Consider the following 17,006-nt stretch of genomic DNA (forward strand, 5'->3'; position numbering starts at 1 on the left):
AGCCCCCCGTGGCAGCGCGGGCTGATCCGCGCGGCACGGCCCGGTCGCCCGGCCTGGCCGGGTGCGGCGGAACTGCGTTGCCCCGCACGGGCGGGAGCAACGGGCGCAAGGGCGCGGAAGGAACATGCGCGCAACGCGGTGGGGTGTCTCGCCAAGTAACCTCGCCCCCACGCCGGCGGGCGGCAGCTCCGGAAATACAGCGGCCGCTGGCCACGGTGGCGATCGGCGGCATCGTGTCGTCCACGTTGCCGGTGCTGTACCGCTGGGCGTACCGGCACGACAATGCCGGCGACGGGGCCGGACAGGAAGATTGAGGCGATGAGCGGGTGCTGCGGCTGCGGCAAGACCCTGGACGTGGCGGCGTTGCAGGCGCGGCAGCGGCGGGCGCTGTGGCAGGTGCTGGCGATCAACGCCGGCACGTTCGCGATGATGGTGCTGGCGGCCTGGCACAGCGGCGCGGTGTCGCTGCTGTCCGGCAGCCTGGACAACCTGGGCGACGCATTGACCTATGCGCTGAGCCTGGCGGTGGTCGGCGCCAGCCTGGCCGCCAAGGCGCGGGTGGCGCTGTTCAAGGCCGGCCTGATCCTCGCCGCCGCGCTGGCGGTGGCGACGGGCATCGGCTGGAAGCTGGCGCACCCGCAGGTGCCGCTGTTCGAGAGCATGGGGTTGGCGGCGATGCTGAACTTCGCCGCCAACCTGTTGTGCCTGCGCCTGCTGTGGCCGCATCGCCAGGGCGACATCAACCTGGCCTCGGCCTGGGCCTGCTCGCTGAACGATGTCTACGAAGGGCTGGCGGTCATCGCCGCCAGCGCCGCGGTATGGGCGTTCGGCGCCGGCTGGCCCGACCTGCTGGTCGCCGTCGCGCTGCTGCTGCTGTTCCTGCGCTCGGCCTGGAATGTCGCGCGCGCGGCGTGGCGCGAGCTGCATCCGCCGGGCGATGCCTGCGCCGGCTAGCCGCGCATGACATGATGCCGGCCGTCCGCCGCTTCCAGGGTCGGATGGCATGTCCAGGGAGACGGCCATGAAGGCGCGCCATGCTGTCATTGCTGCCGGGCTGCTGTTGGCGCCCAGCGGCAACGTCGCTGCCGAGGACGGCGACATCTACATCGAATTCCTGTGGTCGAAGCCGCCGGCCGGCGCCATCGCCCGGCAGCAGACTCGGCAGTTCGTCACGGAAGGCAACCACGACCACCAGGTCTGCGTCGCCGCCAATGCCGAACCCACCGAGGTGGGCGGGCTGCGGCTGGAGTTCCTCGACGCGCAGGGCGCCCGCGTTTCGCTGGAGCGACATCCGCACTACCGCGGCGCCAAGCACTGCTACCCCGCCAACCTCGGCAAGGGCGGGGTGCCGGGAGACTGGACGGTGCGTGCCGTGCTCGGGGACGGCCGCGAGCAATCGGCGCAGATCCGGGTGGACCCGCGCATCGAGGACTCCCCGCAATATCTGGAGCGCGGCGTGCCATACGTGGCCGGGCGGCCCAACTACGATGCCTCGATCCCGCCCGAAGCATGGGTCGGACGGCTGGTCTGGGCGATGGATGTCGATCCGCAGGGCAAGGTCACCCACGTGGAGGTGGAAGTGGCCGAAGGGGTGGGCGAGCGCCTGCGCGACCGGGCGATCGCGGCCGGCTACCTGACCCTGTTCCCGCCCGATCCCGGCCGGGTCGCCGAGCCGCTGCGCTGGCGCCGGACGTTGTCGTTCGCCCCCGAGTGACGAGGCCCCGGCCGTGGGCGGGCCGTGGATTTGCACTGGCGGCGGGCTCCCGGCATAATTGTCGGCTCGCTGTGTCCGGAAACCTCCGGGCCGGCGGCCGGGAACGCGTCATCCGGCCGCCCTCGACGGCGTAACCCATTGATTCCCATGACGCGTGGCGGGCAACCGCCGGGGCCGCCGTCTTCCTGGCCAAGGAAGTCACAACATCTATCGAGGTGCGCAATGTCCCGCGTATGCCAAGTTTCCGGCAAGCGAGTGCAGACGGGTAACAACGTCTCGCACGCCAACAACAAGACCCGTCGTCGTTTCCTGCCCAACCTGCACGAGCGCCGCTTCTGGGTGGCCAGCGAGAACCGCTGGGTCAAGCTTCGTGTTTCCGCGCACGCGCTGCGCACCATCGACAAGAACGGCATCGACGCCGTTCTGGCTGAGCTGCGTGCGCGCGGCGAAAAGGTCTGAGGAGTAAAGCATCATGGCAGGCAAGCGCGACAAGATCCGTCTGATTTCCTCGGCCAACACCGGCCATTTCTACACGACGGACAAGAACAAGAAGAACACCCCCGGGAAGATGGAGATCAAGAAGTACGATCCCGTCGTCCGCAAGCACGTGATCTACAAGGAAGGCAAGATCAAGTGACGTAGCGGCGCGTTCGCTTCGCGAACGTCTTTGCCGGCAGGTCATCCCCGCGCAGGCGGGGGATCCTGCGCCTCCAACGAAGCCCGCCGCAAGGCGGGCTTCGTGTTTTTCACTCCCGCCAAGGGCGGCGATCTTCCCCCGGCCGCTTGCGTTCCCCCGCCACTCCAGCAGAATCGGTCATCCTCCCTTCCGAGCGATGCGATGCTGTCCGAGGGGTTCCAGGCTTCCTGGCTGTTGCTGGCGCTGGACTGGCTGATCCGGCTGGCCGCCCTGTGCTGGATACCGGTGCGCACCAGCCCCGGCGCCGCGCGCAGCTGGCTGCTACTGGTGGGGTTCGTGCCGTTGCTGGGGCTGCCGCTGTACCTGCTGCTCGGCCATCCGTGGCTGTCGCACCAGCGCGTGCAGCGCCAGGCGCAGGTATCCCGCCGCATCCGCGAGCAGCAGGCGCTGCAGCACGCGCAGCGCTGGGCGCCGCGGACCGACACCGCCGTGGCCGAGATGGCGCCGCTGGTGGAGCGCCTGGGCGACTTCATGCCCACCCACGGCAACGCGGTGGAACTGCTGGACGACTACGACGGCGCGCTGCAGGCGCTGCTGGCCGATATCGAGCAGGCGCGCGAACGCGTGCACCTGCTGTACTACCTGATGTTCGACGACGCCGTCGGCGAAGCGGTGACCGCGGCGCTGGAACGGGCAGCGGCGCGCGGCGTGCGCTGCCGGCTGCTGCTCGACGCGGTGGGCGCCAAGCGCGGCCTGCGCCGCTACCGGGCCCGCCTGCTCGCCGCGGGCGTGGAGGTGCAGGCGATGCTGCCCGGCGGCCTGCGCTGGCGCCGCAGCGGACGCATGGACCTGCGCAACCACCGCAAGATCGCGATGATCGACAACCGCATCGGCTACGTCGGTTCGCAGAACCTGGCTGCGGCCGGATTCATCCGCGGCTTCCCCAACCGCGAGCTGGTCGCGCGGGTACAGGGACCAGTGGTCGCGCACCTGGAAGCGGTGTTCGCCGGCGACTGGTTCATCGAGACCGGGCAGGCGCTGGAAGTGCTGGCGGCGGTGCCGGCCCGCGCCGCCGACGTCGCCACCCAGCTGCTGCCCAGCGGTCCCGCCTATCCGTTCAGCAACGCGCGCGACTCGGTCGATGCGCTGGTGCACCTGGCGCGCCGGCGGATCGTGCTGGTGACGCCGTACTTCGTGCCCGACGAGGCCACGCTCGCCGCCCTGCGCATCGCCGCGCTGTCGGGCGTGGAAGTGCAGCTGATCCTGTCGGCCAGCAACAACCAGCCGCTCACCGCGTGGGCGCAGCAGGCCTACTACGACGAACTGCTGCGCTGCGGCGTGCGCATCGCGCTGTACCGGCCGCACTTCCTGCATGCCAAGCACCTGAGCGTGGACGAGGACATCGCCCTGGTCGGTTCGATCAACCTGGACATCCGTTCCTTCGCGCTCAACGCCGAGATCGGCCTGCTGTGCTACGACGCGGCGCTGGTGCAGCGCCTGCGCGGCATCGAAGCGGACTACCTGGCGCAGTCGCAGCAGCTGACGCTGGCGCAATGGCGGCAGCGCCCGACCTGGCGCCGCAGCCGCGAAGGCATCGCCCGGCTGGCCGACGCGCTGATGTGATTTAACGATTCCGAAACAGGAGCGTCGCGCATCACCTGATGCATGGCCGCCATCAGTCCGTCAGGTGCCATCCACTACAATCCGCGCATGATCGGAACCGATAACGCGCGGGTGTTCGACCTCGCCATCATCGGCGGCGGTGCCGCTGGCGTACTCACTGCCATCCAGGCGCTGCACCATGCCGGCCGGCCGTTGCGGATCGCGTTGCTCGAACCGCAGCCGCCGCTGGCGCGCGGCGTGGCCTACGCCACCCGTTATCCCGAGCACCTGCTCAACGTGCCGGCCGGCCGGATGAGCGGCCTGGTCGACGCGCCGGACGACTTCCTCGACTACCTGTGCGCGCAGCAGGCCTATCCGCAGCTGGATCGCGACACCCTGGCGCGCAGCTATGTCGCGCGCGCGCACTATGCGGACTACCTGCAGGCGCGGTTGCGCCAGGCGCAGGCCGACAGCGCGGCGCAGCTGGAGGTGGTCGAGGACCGGGTGGTGGCGCTGGAAGCCTCCGCCGACGGCCTGCGGTTGACGTTGCAGCAGGGCGGTGCGTTGTGGGTGCGGGCGGCGACGCTGGCCGCGGGCAATGCGCTGCGGCCGCTGCCGGCACGCGGCGCCGGTGCGCTGTCGCCGCGGCAGCGGGTGGAAGCCTGGGATTTCGACGCGGTGCAGGCGATCGACGCCGAAGCGGCGGTGTGCATCGTCGGTTCCGGGTTGAGCATGGCCGACAGCGTGGTGTCGCTGGCCGGGCGCCGGCATCGCGGCACGCTGCACGTGATCTCGCGCCACGCGCTGCTGCCGCTGCCGCATGCCGAAGGGCCGGCCGCCGATTTCGACCCGCAGCCGCTGCTGGCGATGGACCTGCGCCAGCGGGTGCGGGCGATGCGCGTGCATGCCGCGCAGGCGCAGGCGCGCGGCATCCCGTGGCAGAGCGTGATGGACCGCATCCGGCCGCTGGTGCAGGCGTTGTGGCAATCGTTGTCGTGCGCCGACCAGCGCCGTTTCCTGCGCCACGTGGTGCGCTACTGGGACGTGCACCGCCATCGCATCGCCGAACCGGTGCACGCGCAGCTGCGGCAGTTGCAGGAAAGCGGCCAGCTGCGGCTGCACCGCGGGCGGCTGGAGACGGTGTTCGCCGAAGGCGCCTGCGTGCAGGTGGCGGCGCTGGACGCGCAGCGGCGGCCGCTGCAGCTGGAAGTGCAGTGCGTGATCAACGCCACCGGCGTGGAGATGCGCGCGCAGGCCATGCGCAATCCGCTGCTGCAGCAGATGCTGGGGCGCGGCCATGCGCGGCCCGGCCCGCACGGCATCGGCATCGATACCGACGCCGACGGCCGCCTGGTCGATGCCGGGGGCCGGGCCGAGCCGCGGCTGCAGGTGGTCGGCAGCCTGCGCATCGGCCGCCTGTGGGAAAGCCTGGCGATCCCGGAACTGCGGGTGCAGGCGCGCGACGCGGCGCTGCGGATGCTGCAGCAGGTGCCGGCCGGCGCGGACTGAGCGCGTCCATCGCGCCGGCGGGTTTCCCGTAAAATGCGCCGATGGATGTTTCCCACCTGCTCGACGGCCTGAACCCGGCCCAGCGCGAGGCGGTTTCCGCGCCTCCCGGCCACTACCTGGTGCTGGCGGGCGCCGGTTCCGGCAAGACCCGCGTACTGACCCACCGCATCGCCTGGCTCAACGAAGTGCACGGCGTGCCGGCGCACGGCATCTTCGCGGTGACCTTCACCAACAAGGCCGCCGGCGAGATGCGCCACCGCACCGACCTGCAGCTGCGCAACGGCAGCCGCGGCATGTGGATCGGCACCTTCCACGGCCTGGCCCACCGCCTGCTGCGCCTGCACTGGCACGACGCCAGGCTGCCGGAGAGCTTCCAGGTCATGGACAGCGACGACCAGCTGCGGCTGGTCAAGCGCGTGGTGCAGCAGCTGGAGCTGGACGACGGCAAGTACCCGCCCAAGCAGATCGCCTGGTGGATCAACCAGCAGAAGGACGAAGGCCGCCGACCGCAGCACATCCAGCCCGAGCCGCACGACGCCTGGCTGGAGACGATGCGCCAGGCCTACGCCGCCTACCAGGAGCGTTGCGACCGCGCCGGGCTGGTCGATTTCGCCGAGCTGCTGCTGCGCGCGCACGAACTGCTGCGCGACAACCCGGCGCTGCTGGCGCACTACCGCACGCGCTTCCGCGAGATCCTGGTGGACGAGTTCCAGGACACCAACGCCATCCAGTACGCCTTCGTGCGGGTGCTGGCCGGCGACAGCGGCCACGTGTTCGTGGTCGGCGACGACGACCAGGCGATCTACGGCTGGCGCGGCGCCAAGGTCGAGAACGTGCAGCGCTTCCTCAAGGACTTCCCGGGCGCGCAGACCATCCGCCTGGAGCAGAACTACCGCTCCAGCGCCAACATCCTGGGCGCGGCCAACGCGGTGATCGCGCACAACCCCGACCGCATCGGCAAGCAACTGTGGACCGACAGCGGCGACGGCGAGCCGATCGACCTGTACGCCGCCTACAACGAGGTCGACGAGGCGCGCTACGTGGTCGAGCGCGCGCGGCAGTGGGTGCGCGACGGCGGCAGCTACGGCGACATCGCCGTGCTCTACCGCAGCAACGCGCAGTCGCGCGCGTTCGAAGAGGCGCTGCTGTCCGAGCAGGTGCCCTACCGTGTCTACGGCGGCATGCGCTTCTTCGAGCGCGCCGAGATCAAGGACGCGCTGGCCTACCTGCGGCTGATGACCAACCGCGACGACGATGCCGCGTTCGAACGCGCGGTCAACACGCCGGCGCGCGGCATCGGCGAGCGCACCCTGGACGAGGTGCGGCGGCTGGCGCGCGAGCAGGCGCTGTCGTTGTGGGAGGCCACCCTGGTCGCCACCCAGGGCAATGCGCTGGCCGCGCGCGCGCGCAACGCGCTGGCCGGCTTCACCGTGCTGGTCAACCAGCTCGGCGCCGAGACCGGCGACATGCCGCTGGCCGAGCGCATCGACCACGTGCTGGTGCGCTCGAGCCTGCGCGAGCACTGGTCCAAGGAAAGCCGCAACGCGCTGGACTCGGAATCGCGCACCGACAACCTCGACGAACTGGTGTCGGTGGCCTCGCGCTTCGTGCGCCGCGACGACGACATCGAGGAGGCCGGCGAGAACATGAGCGAGCTGGTCGCGTTCCTGTCCTACGCCTCGCTGGAGGCGGGCGAGGGCCAGGCCCAGGCCGGCGAGGACGGGGTGCAGCTGATGACGCTGCATTCGGCCAAGGGCCTGGAGTTCCCGCTGGTGTTCCTGGCCGGCATGGAGGACGGGCTGTTCCCGAGCGCGCGTTCGCTGGAGGAGAGCGGACGGCTGGAAGAGGAACGGCGGCTGGCCTACGTCGGCATCACCCGCGCGCGGCAGAAGCTGGTGCTCAGCTACGCCGAGTCGCGCCGCATCCATGGCCAGGACAGCTACAACATGCCGTCGCGCTTCCTGCGCGAGATCCCGCGCGAGCTGCTCAACGAAGTGCGGCCCAAGGTGCAGGTCTCGCGCCCGGCCTCGCTCGGCGCCAACCGGGTGATGGGCGGCCACGCCAACATCGAGGCGGCGCCGATCAAGCTGGGTGCGCTGGTCAACCATCCCAAGTTCGGCGAGGGCATGGTCACCGACTACGAAGGCAATGGCGCCCACGCCCGCGTGCAGGTCGAGTTCGCCGAGGCCGGCAGCAAGTGGCTGGTGATGGCCTACGCCAACCTGACGGTGCTGTGAGGTTGGCGTGGTGGTCGGGCCGTGGTCCTTGCGGGTGCCGGCTGTCGCGGATGGTTTGAAGGATGAAAGGATTCCTGAGCGGAGTCGCCTTCCTGGCCATCTACCTGGGTGGGGTTTTCGCTTTCTGGAGTTTGTCACTCGGCGGCGGGTGGTCCCTGTTGTTCGGAATCGCGTGGTTCCCCGTGGTGTCGAAACTCGTTGCCCAGATGGGCGTCTGGTTGGGCTGGACGAGGTCGAAGTCTTCTTGATGTCTCTTCGGGCGCGGCGACAACAACGAGGTTCTGGGCAGGTACCTGTCGTTGCTCGAAAGGCTCGCGACTGACGTCGCTCCTACAGGGTTCCATGCCCCCGTAGGAGCGACGTCAGTCGCGACGGGCGCGCGCCGAACCTCGATGCCTTCCGGGAAAAGTCGGCGATGGCCCGTGCCGATCCGGCGATGACCCGAGGTATGCGCCCGATGACCCGCCACGTGCTTTTCGTCTGCAGCCAGAACCGGCTGCGCAGCCCGACCGCCGAGCAGGTGTTCGCCGACTGGCCGGGCATCGAGACCGCCTCGGCCGGACTCAAGCCGGATGCCGAGGTGCCGGTGAGCCCGGAGCTGCTGCAGTGGGCCGACCTAGTCTTCGTGATGGAGCCTGTCCACCGCACCCGTCTGTCCAGCCGCTTCCAGCGCTGGTTGGGCGGCAAGAAGATCGTCTGCCTGGGCATTCCCGACGACTACGGCTACATGGATGCGGAGCTGGTCCGCCTCCTCGGGCAGAAGGTGCCGCCGCACCTGCGCTGACGCGGGCGCGCGACCGGGGCGCCACCATCGCCCGCAATCGGGGCGGCAAAAGCGCACCGGTCGCCGCGTCAGTCCGCGGTCGCATCGCTCGGGCGGCGCACCTGCTCCCAGTCCAGCCCGAAGCGGGCGAGGTACTTGCGCAGGCGATCGGCGTCGTTGGTGCTGGCGCGCTGGCTGCGCGATACCGCGAACAGTTCGCGGCCGGCGGCGGACAGCGAGCGCGAGCGGGCGCAGACGCGCACCACCTCTTCCAGCTGCACGCGGTCGAAGCGGTCGAGCCGGTCCGCCGCTTCGCCCAGCAGCGCGTCCAGCGGCGAGGGCCGGGTGCCGCCGCGCCATTGCCCGCGCAGCCGCGCGATTTCCTCCTCGACCCCCTGCAGTTGGATGCGGCCGGCGTTGGCCAGCGTCGCCAGGCGCATGATCGAGGCGCTGAGGTCGCGGAAGTTGCCCTGCCACGTCGCCTCGGGACCGGTGGCGAAGGCGAGGTAGCGGGCGCGTGCCTCGCGGTTGAACGCGACCCGCTGGTGCTGCTCGCGCGACCAGCGCTCCAGTTCGAACTCCAGGTTCGGCTCGATGTCCTCGGCGCGCTCGGCCAGGCCGGGCAGGCGATAGGTCCACAGGTTCAGGCGCGCCAGCAGGTCCTCGCGGAAGCGCCCCTGCAGCACGGCGTCCTGCAGGTCGCGGTTGGTGCCGGCGATCAGCTGGAAATCGCTCTCCACTTCCCGGTCGCTGCCGACTGGCAGGAAGCGCTTCTCTTCCAGCGCCCGCAGCAGCATCGCCTGTTCGTCCAGCCCCAGCTCGCCGATCTCGTCCAGGAACAGCAGTCCCTGGTGGGCCGAGCGCAGCAGGCCGGCGCGGTCGCCGGAAGCGCCGGTGTAGGCGCCCTTGACGTGCCCGAACAGGGTGCTCATCGCGCCGTCGCCGCGCAGGGTGGCGCAGTTGACCTCGACGAAGCGGCCGGGGAGCTGGTGCTTGAGTTTCTTCAGCTCGAACACGCGCTTGGCCAGCTGGCTCTTGCCGGCACCGGTCGGTCCCGTCAGCAGCATCGGCGCGCGCGAACGGGTGGCGACGGTCTCGATCTGCTCGATCATCCGGTTGAAGGCGGGGTTGCGGGTGGCGATGCCGCTCTTGAGCAGGTCGCGGTCCTGCAGCTGCTGCTGGTGGAAGCGCTGGGCGATGCGGTCGTAGCGCGACAGGTCCAGGTCGATCACCGCGTACATGCCCGGGTCCTTCCCGTTCTGCTTGCGCGGCGGCGCGGTCTGCAGCAGGCGGCCGGGGAAATGCCGGCTCTCGGTCAGCAGGAACCAGCAGATCTGGCTGACGTGGGTGCCGGTGGTGATGTGGATGTAGTAGTCCTCCTCCTCCGGCCGGAACGGATACCCGGCCAGGAAGTCGTGCAGGCAGGCGTATACGCCCTCGAACTCCCAGGGATCGGCCAGGTAGGTGTCGTGCAGGCGTACCTCGGTTTCCGGCGACACCAGCGCCAGGTCCTCGCGTACCAGGGCAGCCAGCTTGCCGAAGCGGCGCTGGTCGACCAGCAGCTCGAAGCGGTCCGGCAGGAAGTCCTCGTGCATGCCCAGCGACACCGTGGGGCGCCATTTTTCCCAGCGGCCGGGGCCGGCTCCCGCATCGAGCTGGGTGCCGAGCATGCCGAATACCACCTGGCGACGGTCCATATCCATCCTTATAAGAGGCGCGATGGAAATATATATAAATCCGTTGAGGTTGTGGCGTCTGGATCTCCTGAAATCAAGAAATATCCTTTTAATACAATTTGTTGGGTGGATTTCTGGAAAGTTGGCACGGCCGTTGCTCTATCCAGGGCAAGACACGACGCGGGCATTCCCGCCAAGGACAACGACATGGCCAACACCTCCCTCTTCGCTTCCCTCCGCGGCCGGCTGCTGCCGGCGGCCGGTGCCCGCAACGAAGCCGGCGGCCTGGCCCATGCCCGCGATCCGCGTGCGGCGCTGGCGCTGTTCGCCGCCACCGGCTGCCTCAACGGCACCTTCTATGCCGATGCCGACGTGCAGCTGGAGCGGGTGTTGGCGCTGTGCGCCGAGGTCGAGCCGGGGTTCGTCGCCCGCACCGCGGTGTACGCCCGCCGGAGCGCGCACATGAAGGACATGCCGGCGCTGCTGCTGGCCACGCTGAGCCTGCGCGACGCCGAGGCGTTCGCGCTGGCCTTCCCGCAGGTGGTCGACAACGGCCGTCTGCTGCGCACCTTCGTGCAGATCATGCGCAGCGGCCGGATCGGTCGCCGTTCGCTGGGTTCGCTGCCCAAGCGCATGGTGCGGCAATGGCTGGAGCAGGCATCGCCGATGGCGATCGTGCGCGCCGCGATCGGCCAGCAGCCGTCGCTGGCCGACGTGATCCGCATGGTCCACCCGAAGCCGCAGGACGCGGCGCGCGAGGCGCTCTATGCCTGGGTGATCGGGCGGCCGTACGACCAGGCGCTGCTGCCGGCGCAGCTGCGGGCCTACGAGGCGTTCAAGCGCGAGCCGCGCGGGATGCTGCCGGACCTGCCGTTCCAGTACTACACCTCGCTGGCGCTGGACACCGCGCAGTGGGCGCTGCTGGCGCGCAACTCGACGTGGCAGCAGCTGCGGATGAACCTGAACACCTTCGCGCGGCATGGCGTGTTCGAGGACCCGGCGATGGTCGCCGAGGTCGCGGACAAGCTGCGCGATCCGGAGCAGATCGCCCGTTCGCGGGTGCTGCCGTACCAGTTGCTGATGGCGTACCACGCCGCCGCGAACCTGCCGCAGCCGATCCTGGATGCGCTGCAGGACGCGATGGAAGTCGCCACCGCATCGGTGCCGAAGCTGCAGGGCGACGTGGTGGTGGCGGTGGACGTGTCCGGGTCGATGCAGTCGCCGGTGACCGGCTATCGCAAGGGCGCCACCTCGGCGGCGCGTTGCGTGGACGTGGCGGCGTTGATCGCGGCCTGCGTGCTGCGCGGCCATCCGCAGGCGCGGGTGCTGCCGTTCGACACGGCGGTGCGCCCGCAGCGCCTGAACCCGCGCGACAGCGTGATGACGCTGGCGCGGCAGCTGGCGATCAACGGCGGAGGAACCGCGGTGAGCGCGCCGCTGGCATGGCTCAACCAGCGGCGCGCCAGGGTGGATCTGCTGGTGCTGGTGTCGGACAACGAGAGCTGGCGCGACACCCGCGGCGGCGGACCGACCGAGACCATGCGCCAGTGGGCCGCGCTGAAGGCGCGTTGCCCGCAGGCGCAGCTGGTGTGCATCGACCTGCAGCCGGTGGCCACCAGCCAGACGGTGGAGCGCGGGGACGTGCTGCACATCGGCGGGTTCAGCGATGCGGTGTTCGAGCTGCTGGCCAACGCCAGCCTGCCGCTGGACCAGCGTCCGCGCTGGGTCGAACGCATCGCCGGGATGGCGTTGTAGGGGGCGACACGGAGGTCGCCGGGTAATGCCCGGCTGGCAATGGGGCCAGCCGGGCCGGGGAGGAGAAATCAGTTATCAGCTACATGGGAGAAGGCGGATGCCGGCCTGACTACATCGGGATCCGCCGGTTCGAATCCGGCACGTCAGGCCACTGTTGCCGTCTGCTCCCACCCTTTCGATGTCGGCGTGCACGAATGCCGGCGGAACTACAGCCCTTCACGCTCCAGGTCGCGGGTTCGAATCCCGCCCGCCGCGGCAACGCGGCGGTAGCTCAGTGGTCAGAGCGGGATGCCGCGGTCTCCATGCGGAGCCGCGGCAAATGTTCCGTCACTCTCGTCGTGCACGCCGGCGCCATGGTTCGCAACGCTTCATGCGCGGGCGCATGAGGTCCCTTCAATGTCGGCAGGCACGAATGCCGAAGGAACTACAGACTCTTAATCTCCGTGTCGCGGGTTCGACTCCCGCCCACCGCAGGCTGCGGTGGTAGCTCAGTGGTAGAGCAGGATGTTCCTTCACCCCTCGTCGTGCGGGCCGGCACCGATTTGCAACGTTCCATGCGGTGAATGCAGGTGGAACTACACAGGTAACCCTTCGGGGCGGGTTCGAATCCCGATTGCATCGCCAGGCATCCGCCTGGCCTCGCAAGCGGTTCCACCCCACCTTGTCACCGCACCTTTTGATTCGAAGATGACAGGAAAGCCATCATGAGCAACATCAATTACGACGTCATCCAGCAGCCGGGCGCGGCGCCGATCAAGCTGTGGACCCGCGGCGTGCCGCTGGAAGACCAGGCGCGCGAGCAGCTGCAGAACATCGCGCGGCTGCCGTTCATCCACCAATGGATCGCGGTGATGCCCGACGTGCACCTGGGCAAGGGCGCGACCGTGGGTTCGGTGGTGCCGACCGTCGGCGCGATCATCCCGGCCGCGGTCGGCGTGGACATCGGCTGCGGCATGATCGCCACCCGCACCACGCTGACCGCCAGCGATCTGCCCGACAACCTGTCGGCGCTGCGCAGCGCGATCGAGCGCGCGGTGCCGCACGGGCGCAGCGTGACCCGCGGTGGCCGCGACAAGGGCAGCTGGGACACGCCGCCGGAGCTGGCCGTCGAGGGCTGGTCGCAGCTGGCGGCCGACTTCGCGCTGATCTGCGAGCGCCACCCGAAGCTGAAGAACACCAACAACCTCAAGCACCTGGGAACGCTGGGCACCGGCAACCACTTCGTCGAGGTGTGCCTGGACGGGGAGCAGCGGGTGTGGTTCATGCTGCACTCCGGTTCGCGCGGCGTGGGCAATGCCATCGGCACCTACTTCATCGAACTGGCCAAGCGGGAAATGCGCCGCTGGATGATCAACCTGCCCGACCAGGACCTGGCCTATTTGCCGGAAGGCAGCCAGTACTACGGCGACTACGTGTTCGCGGTGGACTGGGCGCAGCGTTTCGCCCGCATGAACCGCGAGGTGATGATGCGCAACGTGGTCGCGGCGGCGCGGACCGTCATCGCCAAGCCGTTCGAGGCGCAGGCCGAGGCGGTCAACTGCCACCACAACTACGTCAGCCGCGAGCGCCACTTCGACAAGGACGTGCTGGTCACGCGCAAGGGCGCGGTGAGCGCGCGCAAGGGCGAGCTGGGCATCATCCCGGGCAGCATGGGCGCCAAGAGCTTCATCGTGCGCGGCCTGGGCAACGCCGACAGCTTCCACAGCTGCAGCCACGGCGCCGGCCGGGTGATGAGCCGCACCCAGGCGCGCAAGCTGATCAGCGTGGACGACCACGCCAAGGCCACCGCCCATGTGGAATGCCGCAAGGACGCCGAGGTGGTGGACGAGTCGCCGGCCGCCTACAAGCCGATCGAAGCGGTGATGGAGGCGCAGCGCGACCTGGTGGAGATCGTGCATACCCTGCGCCAGGTGGTCTGCGTCAAGGGCTGAGCGACAGCGCACGCCGCCCGTGCATGTGCATGCGCGTACGCGACATGCATCCAACGACATCCCGGCACCGAGGTGCCGGCAAGCTGCAATGGATTTTCCGGATATGGAGATGATCGAACTGGACGGGAGCGGTGGCGGCGGACAGCTGCTGCGTTCCGCCTTGACCCTCAGCCTGTGCACCGGCATCGGCTTCGGCATGAGCAACATCCGCGCCGGACGCCGTCGCCCGGGGTTGATGCGCCAGCACCTGACCGCCGTCAACGCCGCCGCCGCCATCGGCGGCGCACGCACGTACGGCGCTGAGCTGGGGGCGACGACGCTGCGCTTCGAGCCCGGCCCGGTGCAGGCCGGCGACTACCGTTTCGCCACCGGCAGCGCCGGCTCGGCGACGCTGGTGCTGCAGACCGTGCTGCCCGCGCTCTGGCAGGCGCCGGCGCCATCGCGGCTGCGGCTGGAGGGCGGCACCCACAACCCGCTGGCACCGAGCGCGGACTTCATCGCTGGCAGCTACCTGCCGGCGCTGGCGCGGATGGGCGTGCAGGCCTCGCTCGCGCTGGAACGGCCGGGCTTCCACCCGGCCGGCGGCGGCGTGCTGCACGCTACGGTGGCGCCGTGCGCGGCGTTGCGGCCGTGCGACTTCGACGCGCGCGGCGCATTGGCCGCGGTCGAGGCCAGGGTGCTGCTGTCGGGGCTGCCGGCCGCCATCGGCCAGCGCGAGCTGCAGGTGCTGGCCGAACGGCTGGGCGTGGACGCCCATCCGCGCCACGTCGAATGCGTGCGTCCGGCGCTGGGGCCGGGCAACACCGTCCTGGTCCAGGTCCGCCACGACGCGCACGTGGAAGTCTTCAGCGGCCACGGCGAGCGCGGCGTGTCGGCCGAACGGGTCGCCGGGCGCGTGGCCGAGGAGGTGCGCCGCTACCTGGATGGCGGCGCCTGCGTGGGCGAACACCTGTCCGACCAGTTGCTGCTGCCGATGGCGCTGGCCGGGGCCGGCGGCTTCACCACTCACGTGCTGAGCGACCACCTGGTCGGCAACGCGCGCCTGATCGAGAAATTCCTGCCGGTCGAGTTCGAGTGGCGGCAGGCCGGCGGGCAATGGCGGGTGACGGTGAGCCGTTGAGTCCCGGCGCGTGCGGCTGGTCCCGGCCCACCGGACAAGGGGGGCGGGGACGTGCCGGCCCGGTAGCGGTCGGTGATGCCGGGCAGTGGGCTGTGGGCAGATCCGTGCAGCGCGAGTGGCCACCGCCCCGCGGGGTGCCGTTGCATTCGAGGCGCTGCCATTGAAGTTCGGCGTTCCGGGCGTTCCCGGAGCCGGGTTCGTGCTGTGCTGCGACGGGTAGGCCGGAGCGGCTGCCTGCCGTCAGCCCAGGGTCCGCAACGCCGTGCGCAGCGCCTGGTGCAGTGGTGCCAGCGCAGGATCCGGGGCGAGATCGAGCTGCGCGTTCAGCGCCGCCAGGAAGGTCAGCAGGTTGTGCCGCCGCACCAGCCAGTCGCGATCGTTCCAGGCCGGTCCGGCCTCGTCCAGCCGCGCGGTCAGGCCGGAAAACCAGTGCCGCCAGTAGTCTTCGTCGTGCAGCCCGCGGCGCGCGGCGTACAGGACCGGCCGTGCCAGCCGCTCGTACTCGCCCTCGACATAGGCATGCGGCGCCGGCGGCAGCACCTGGCTGGCCACGGCGGCGAGCAGTGGATCCAGTTGCGCGCGGTCGAGGGCCGGATTCAACGCCAGCTGCATCAGCCAGTCGGCACCGTGCGCGATCCCGTGGCGCCAGCCGTCGCGGCTGTCGTAGCCGCGGTAGTCGCGGATCCCGGCCAGGTAACGCGCCGCCTGCGCCACCATCGCCACACGTTCGTCGTCGCCCATCCATGGCGCCCGCCGGTCGGTACGGGCGATCTCGGCCAGCATCAGCGCGGCGAACGGCGGGCCGAAGCCGGCAGGGTCCGGGGCGTGCAGGCGCGCGTAGCCATGCTCGCGCAGTTCGCGCAGCGTCGCCTCGTCGAGCAGGCCGCCGCGCATCCAGGCGGTCAGCGCGGCCAGCGCGGTGCCGTCGCGCAGCGCCGGGTCCCGCGCTTCCAGGCAGGGCAGCAGCGCCAGTGCCAGGCGATGGCGCTGCCCGGACTCCGCGATGGCGAAGTCTCCCTGCCTGAGCCGCTCGAACGTGGCGGGGTCCGCCGAGGGCGACGGGCAGGCGGCAGCGATCGCCGGGGCGAAGAGCAGGCCGAACGACAGCAGCAAGGCCGTGCGCATGAAGGGGAATCCTTGGGAATCGGGAGCATCACGTTGCCGCAATCGCAGGGGGGAGCCCTGTCGGCGTCGGGCCTGATGCTTGACGGGCCTTGGCATTGAGGCGGCATGGATGCCGAGGGTGCCGGAAGCGGAGGAGGCATATCGGAACGAAGGGGCACCCGGTGTGGCGATGATCGATGCCGGCCGGATTCCCCTTCAGCACTCCGTCGCCTGGCCGGCCGCGTAGCGCAGGCCGCGCCGCAGCTGCGCCAGGAAGTTCGCATCGGCGTAGACCGCGTCGTCGTGGCCCAAGCCGGTGTACCAGCTGCGGCCGCCGTCGAAGGCGTGGCACCAGGCGATCGGATGGTCCGCGCCCATGCGGCCGCCTTCGTAGAGCGTTTCGTCCACGGTGGCGACCACCCGTACCTGGCCGCGCGGATTGCTGCGGTAGTTGTAGAGCTCGTCGCGGATCGGCCAGGCTTCGCCGTCGGGCCGGCCGTCGCGTTCGGGCTGCACGCGGGTCGACTGCAGGCCCGGCGGGTGCCCGCCGAACCAGGCGCCGACCAGCTGGCCGTACCACGGCCAGTCGTACTCGGTGTCGGCCGCCGCATGCACGCCGAGGAAACCGCCGCCGCCGCGGACGAAGCCTTCCAGCGCCGCCTGCTGCGCCGGGTCGAGCACGTCGCCGGTGGTGCTGGCGAACACCACCACCCGGTAGCGGGCCAGGTTGTCCGGGTTGAAGTCGCCGGCATCCTCGCTGTGGTCGGCGGCCATTCCGGCGTCGGCGGCCAGCCGCCGCAGCGTCGCCACCGCGGTCGGAATCGAATCGTGGCGGAACCCGGCGGTCTTGCTGAAGACCAGGACGCGCTCGGCGGCAGGCGCGGCGGGAACGCTGCCGGCCATCAGCACGGCAAGCGAACACAACAGGACGAAGGCGGATCGGCGCATGTCCCGATTC

General features: G+C 70.2%; 15 protein-coding genes. 12 read left to right on the forward strand and 3 right to left on the reverse strand.

The features are described from left to right. Positions 1–143 precede the first annotated feature (143 nt). From OK345_RS12140 to OK345_RS12180, 9 genes are all read left to right on the forward strand, one after another. Positions 144–314, forward strand: a complete 171-nt coding sequence (locus OK345_RS12140; RefSeq protein ID WP_265128245.1) for a hypothetical protein — start codon at positions 144–146, stop codon at positions 312–314. Between the two features lie 4 nt (positions 315–318). Continuing rightward, positions 319–954, forward strand: coding sequence for a cation efflux transmembrane domain-containing protein (locus OK345_RS12145; protein WP_265128246.1), 636 nt, complete (start codon positions 319–321; stop codon positions 952–954). A 67-nt stretch (positions 955–1,021) separates the two neighbouring features. After that, positions 1,022–1,714 (forward strand): hypothetical protein, encoded by a 693-nt coding sequence (locus OK345_RS12150; RefSeq protein WP_265128247.1) that lies wholly within the window; start codon positions 1,022–1,024, stop codon positions 1,712–1,714. A gap of 222 nt (positions 1,715–1,936) precedes the next feature. Next, positions 1,937–2,173 carry a 50S ribosomal protein L28 gene (gene rpmB / locus OK345_RS12155; RefSeq protein WP_265128248.1) on the forward strand — a complete coding sequence of 79 codons (237 nt, stop codon included), beginning with the start codon at positions 1,937–1,939 and terminating at the stop codon, positions 2,171–2,173. A gap of 10 nt (positions 2,174–2,183) precedes the next feature. Next, positions 2,184–2,351: a 50S ribosomal protein L33 gene (gene rpmG / locus OK345_RS12160; protein ID WP_231806348.1), complete on the forward strand. Its 168-nt coding sequence runs from the start codon at positions 2,184–2,186 to the stop codon at positions 2,349–2,351. Between the two features lie 201 nt (positions 2,352–2,552). Continuing rightward, positions 2,553–3,974, forward strand: a complete 1,422-nt coding sequence (cls, locus tag OK345_RS12165; RefSeq protein WP_265128249.1) for a cardiolipin synthase — start codon at positions 2,553–2,555, stop codon at positions 3,972–3,974. An 87-nt stretch (positions 3,975–4,061) separates the two neighbouring features. Next, on the forward strand, positions 4,062–5,462 hold the full coding sequence (locus OK345_RS12170; protein WP_265128250.1) for an FAD/NAD(P)-binding protein: 1,401 nt from the start codon (positions 4,062–4,064) through the stop codon (positions 5,460–5,462). A gap of 41 nt (positions 5,463–5,503) precedes the next feature. Continuing rightward, complete coding sequence (uvrD, locus tag OK345_RS12175; protein WP_265128251.1) at positions 5,504–7,699, forward strand: DNA helicase II; 2,196 nt, start codon at positions 5,504–5,506, stop codon at positions 7,697–7,699. A gap of 457 nt (positions 7,700–8,156) precedes the next feature. Beyond that, positions 8,157–8,483, forward strand: coding sequence for a low molecular weight protein tyrosine phosphatase family protein (locus OK345_RS12180; RefSeq protein ID WP_265128359.1), 327 nt, complete (start codon positions 8,157–8,159; stop codon positions 8,481–8,483). A gap of 68 nt (positions 8,484–8,551) precedes the next feature. On the opposite strand, the gene rtcR is transcribed toward OK345_RS12180, so the two are convergent. Then, the gene (gene rtcR, locus OK345_RS12185; protein WP_265128252.1) at positions 8,552–10,159 is read right to left on the reverse strand and encodes an RNA repair transcriptional activator RtcR; all 1,608 of its coding nucleotides are present in this window, start codon (positions 10,157–10,159) and stop codon (positions 8,552–8,554) included. Positions 10,160–10,345: 186 nt separating this feature from the next. Between rtcR and OK345_RS12190 the strand changes: the two genes are divergently transcribed. The 3 genes from OK345_RS12190 to rtcA all read left to right on the forward strand — a co-directional run bounded on the left by OK345_RS12190 (position 10,346) and on the right by rtcA (position 14,944). Continuing rightward, positions 10,346–11,893: an RNA-binding protein gene (locus tag OK345_RS12190; RefSeq protein WP_265128253.1), complete on the forward strand. Its 1,548-nt coding sequence runs from the start codon at positions 10,346–10,348 to the stop codon at positions 11,891–11,893. Between the two features lie 701 nt (positions 11,894–12,594). Further along, a complete protein-coding gene (locus OK345_RS12195; RefSeq protein WP_306332097.1) occupies positions 12,595–13,824 on the forward strand; it encodes an RtcB family protein in 1,230 nt (409 codons plus the stop codon). Positions 13,825–13,933: 109 nt separating this feature from the next. After that, the gene (gene rtcA, locus OK345_RS12200; protein ID WP_265128255.1) at positions 13,934–14,944 is read left to right on the forward strand and encodes an RNA 3'-terminal phosphate cyclase; all 1,011 of its coding nucleotides are present in this window, start codon (positions 13,934–13,936) and stop codon (positions 14,942–14,944) included. A gap of 240 nt (positions 14,945–15,184) precedes the next feature. On the opposite strand, the gene OK345_RS12205 is transcribed toward rtcA, so the two are convergent. Further along, positions 15,185–16,069, reverse strand: a complete 885-nt coding sequence (locus OK345_RS12205; protein ID WP_265128256.1) for a DUF2785 domain-containing protein — start codon at positions 16,067–16,069, stop codon at positions 15,185–15,187. Positions 16,070–16,264: 195 nt separating this feature from the next. Further along, a complete protein-coding gene (locus OK345_RS12210; protein ID WP_265128257.1) occupies positions 16,265–16,996 on the reverse strand; it encodes a ThuA domain-containing protein in 732 nt (243 codons plus the stop codon). Between the last annotated feature and the right edge of the window lie 10 nt (positions 16,997–17,006).

Source organism: Xanthomonas chitinilytica (assembly GCF_026107455.2).
Classification (GTDB): domain Bacteria; phylum Pseudomonadota; class Gammaproteobacteria; order Xanthomonadales; family Xanthomonadaceae; genus Stenotrophomonas; species Stenotrophomonas chitinilytica.

Coding starts and splice junctions, on each gene's coding strand:
- OK345_RS12210 (WP_265128257.1), bottom strand. CDS start 16,996: ATGCGCCGATCCGCCTTCGTCCTGTTGTGTTCGCTTGCCGTGCTGATG.
- OK345_RS12205 (WP_265128256.1), bottom strand. CDS start 16,069: ATGCGCACGGCCTTGCTGCTGTCGTTCGGCCTGCTCTTCGCCCCGGCG.
- OK345_RS12180 (WP_265128359.1), top strand. CDS start 8,157: ATGACCCGCCACGTGCTTTTCGTCTGCAGCCAGAACCGGCTGCGCAGC.
- OK345_RS12170 (WP_265128250.1), top strand. CDS start 4,062: ATGATCGGAACCGATAACGCGCGGGTGTTCGACCTCGCCATCATCGGC.
- uvrD (WP_265128251.1), top strand. CDS start 5,504: ATGGATGTTTCCCACCTGCTCGACGGCCTGAACCCGGCCCAGCGCGAG.
- cls (WP_265128249.1), top strand. CDS start 2,553: ATGCTGTCCGAGGGGTTCCAGGCTTCCTGGCTGTTGCTGGCGCTGGAC.
- rtcA (WP_265128255.1), top strand. CDS start 13,934: ATGATCGAACTGGACGGGAGCGGTGGCGGCGGACAGCTGCTGCGTTCC.
- OK345_RS12150 (WP_265128247.1), top strand. CDS start 1,022: ATGAAGGCGCGCCATGCTGTCATTGCTGCCGGGCTGCTGTTGGCGCCC.
- rpmB (WP_265128248.1), top strand. CDS start 1,937: ATGTCCCGCGTATGCCAAGTTTCCGGCAAGCGAGTGCAGACGGGTAAC.
- rtcR (WP_265128252.1), bottom strand. CDS start 10,159: ATGGACCGTCGCCAGGTGGTATTCGGCATGCTCGGCACCCAGCTCGAT.
- OK345_RS12145 (WP_265128246.1), top strand. CDS start 319: ATGAGCGGGTGCTGCGGCTGCGGCAAGACCCTGGACGTGGCGGCGTTG.
- OK345_RS12190 (WP_265128253.1), top strand. CDS start 10,346: ATGGCCAACACCTCCCTCTTCGCTTCCCTCCGCGGCCGGCTGCTGCCG.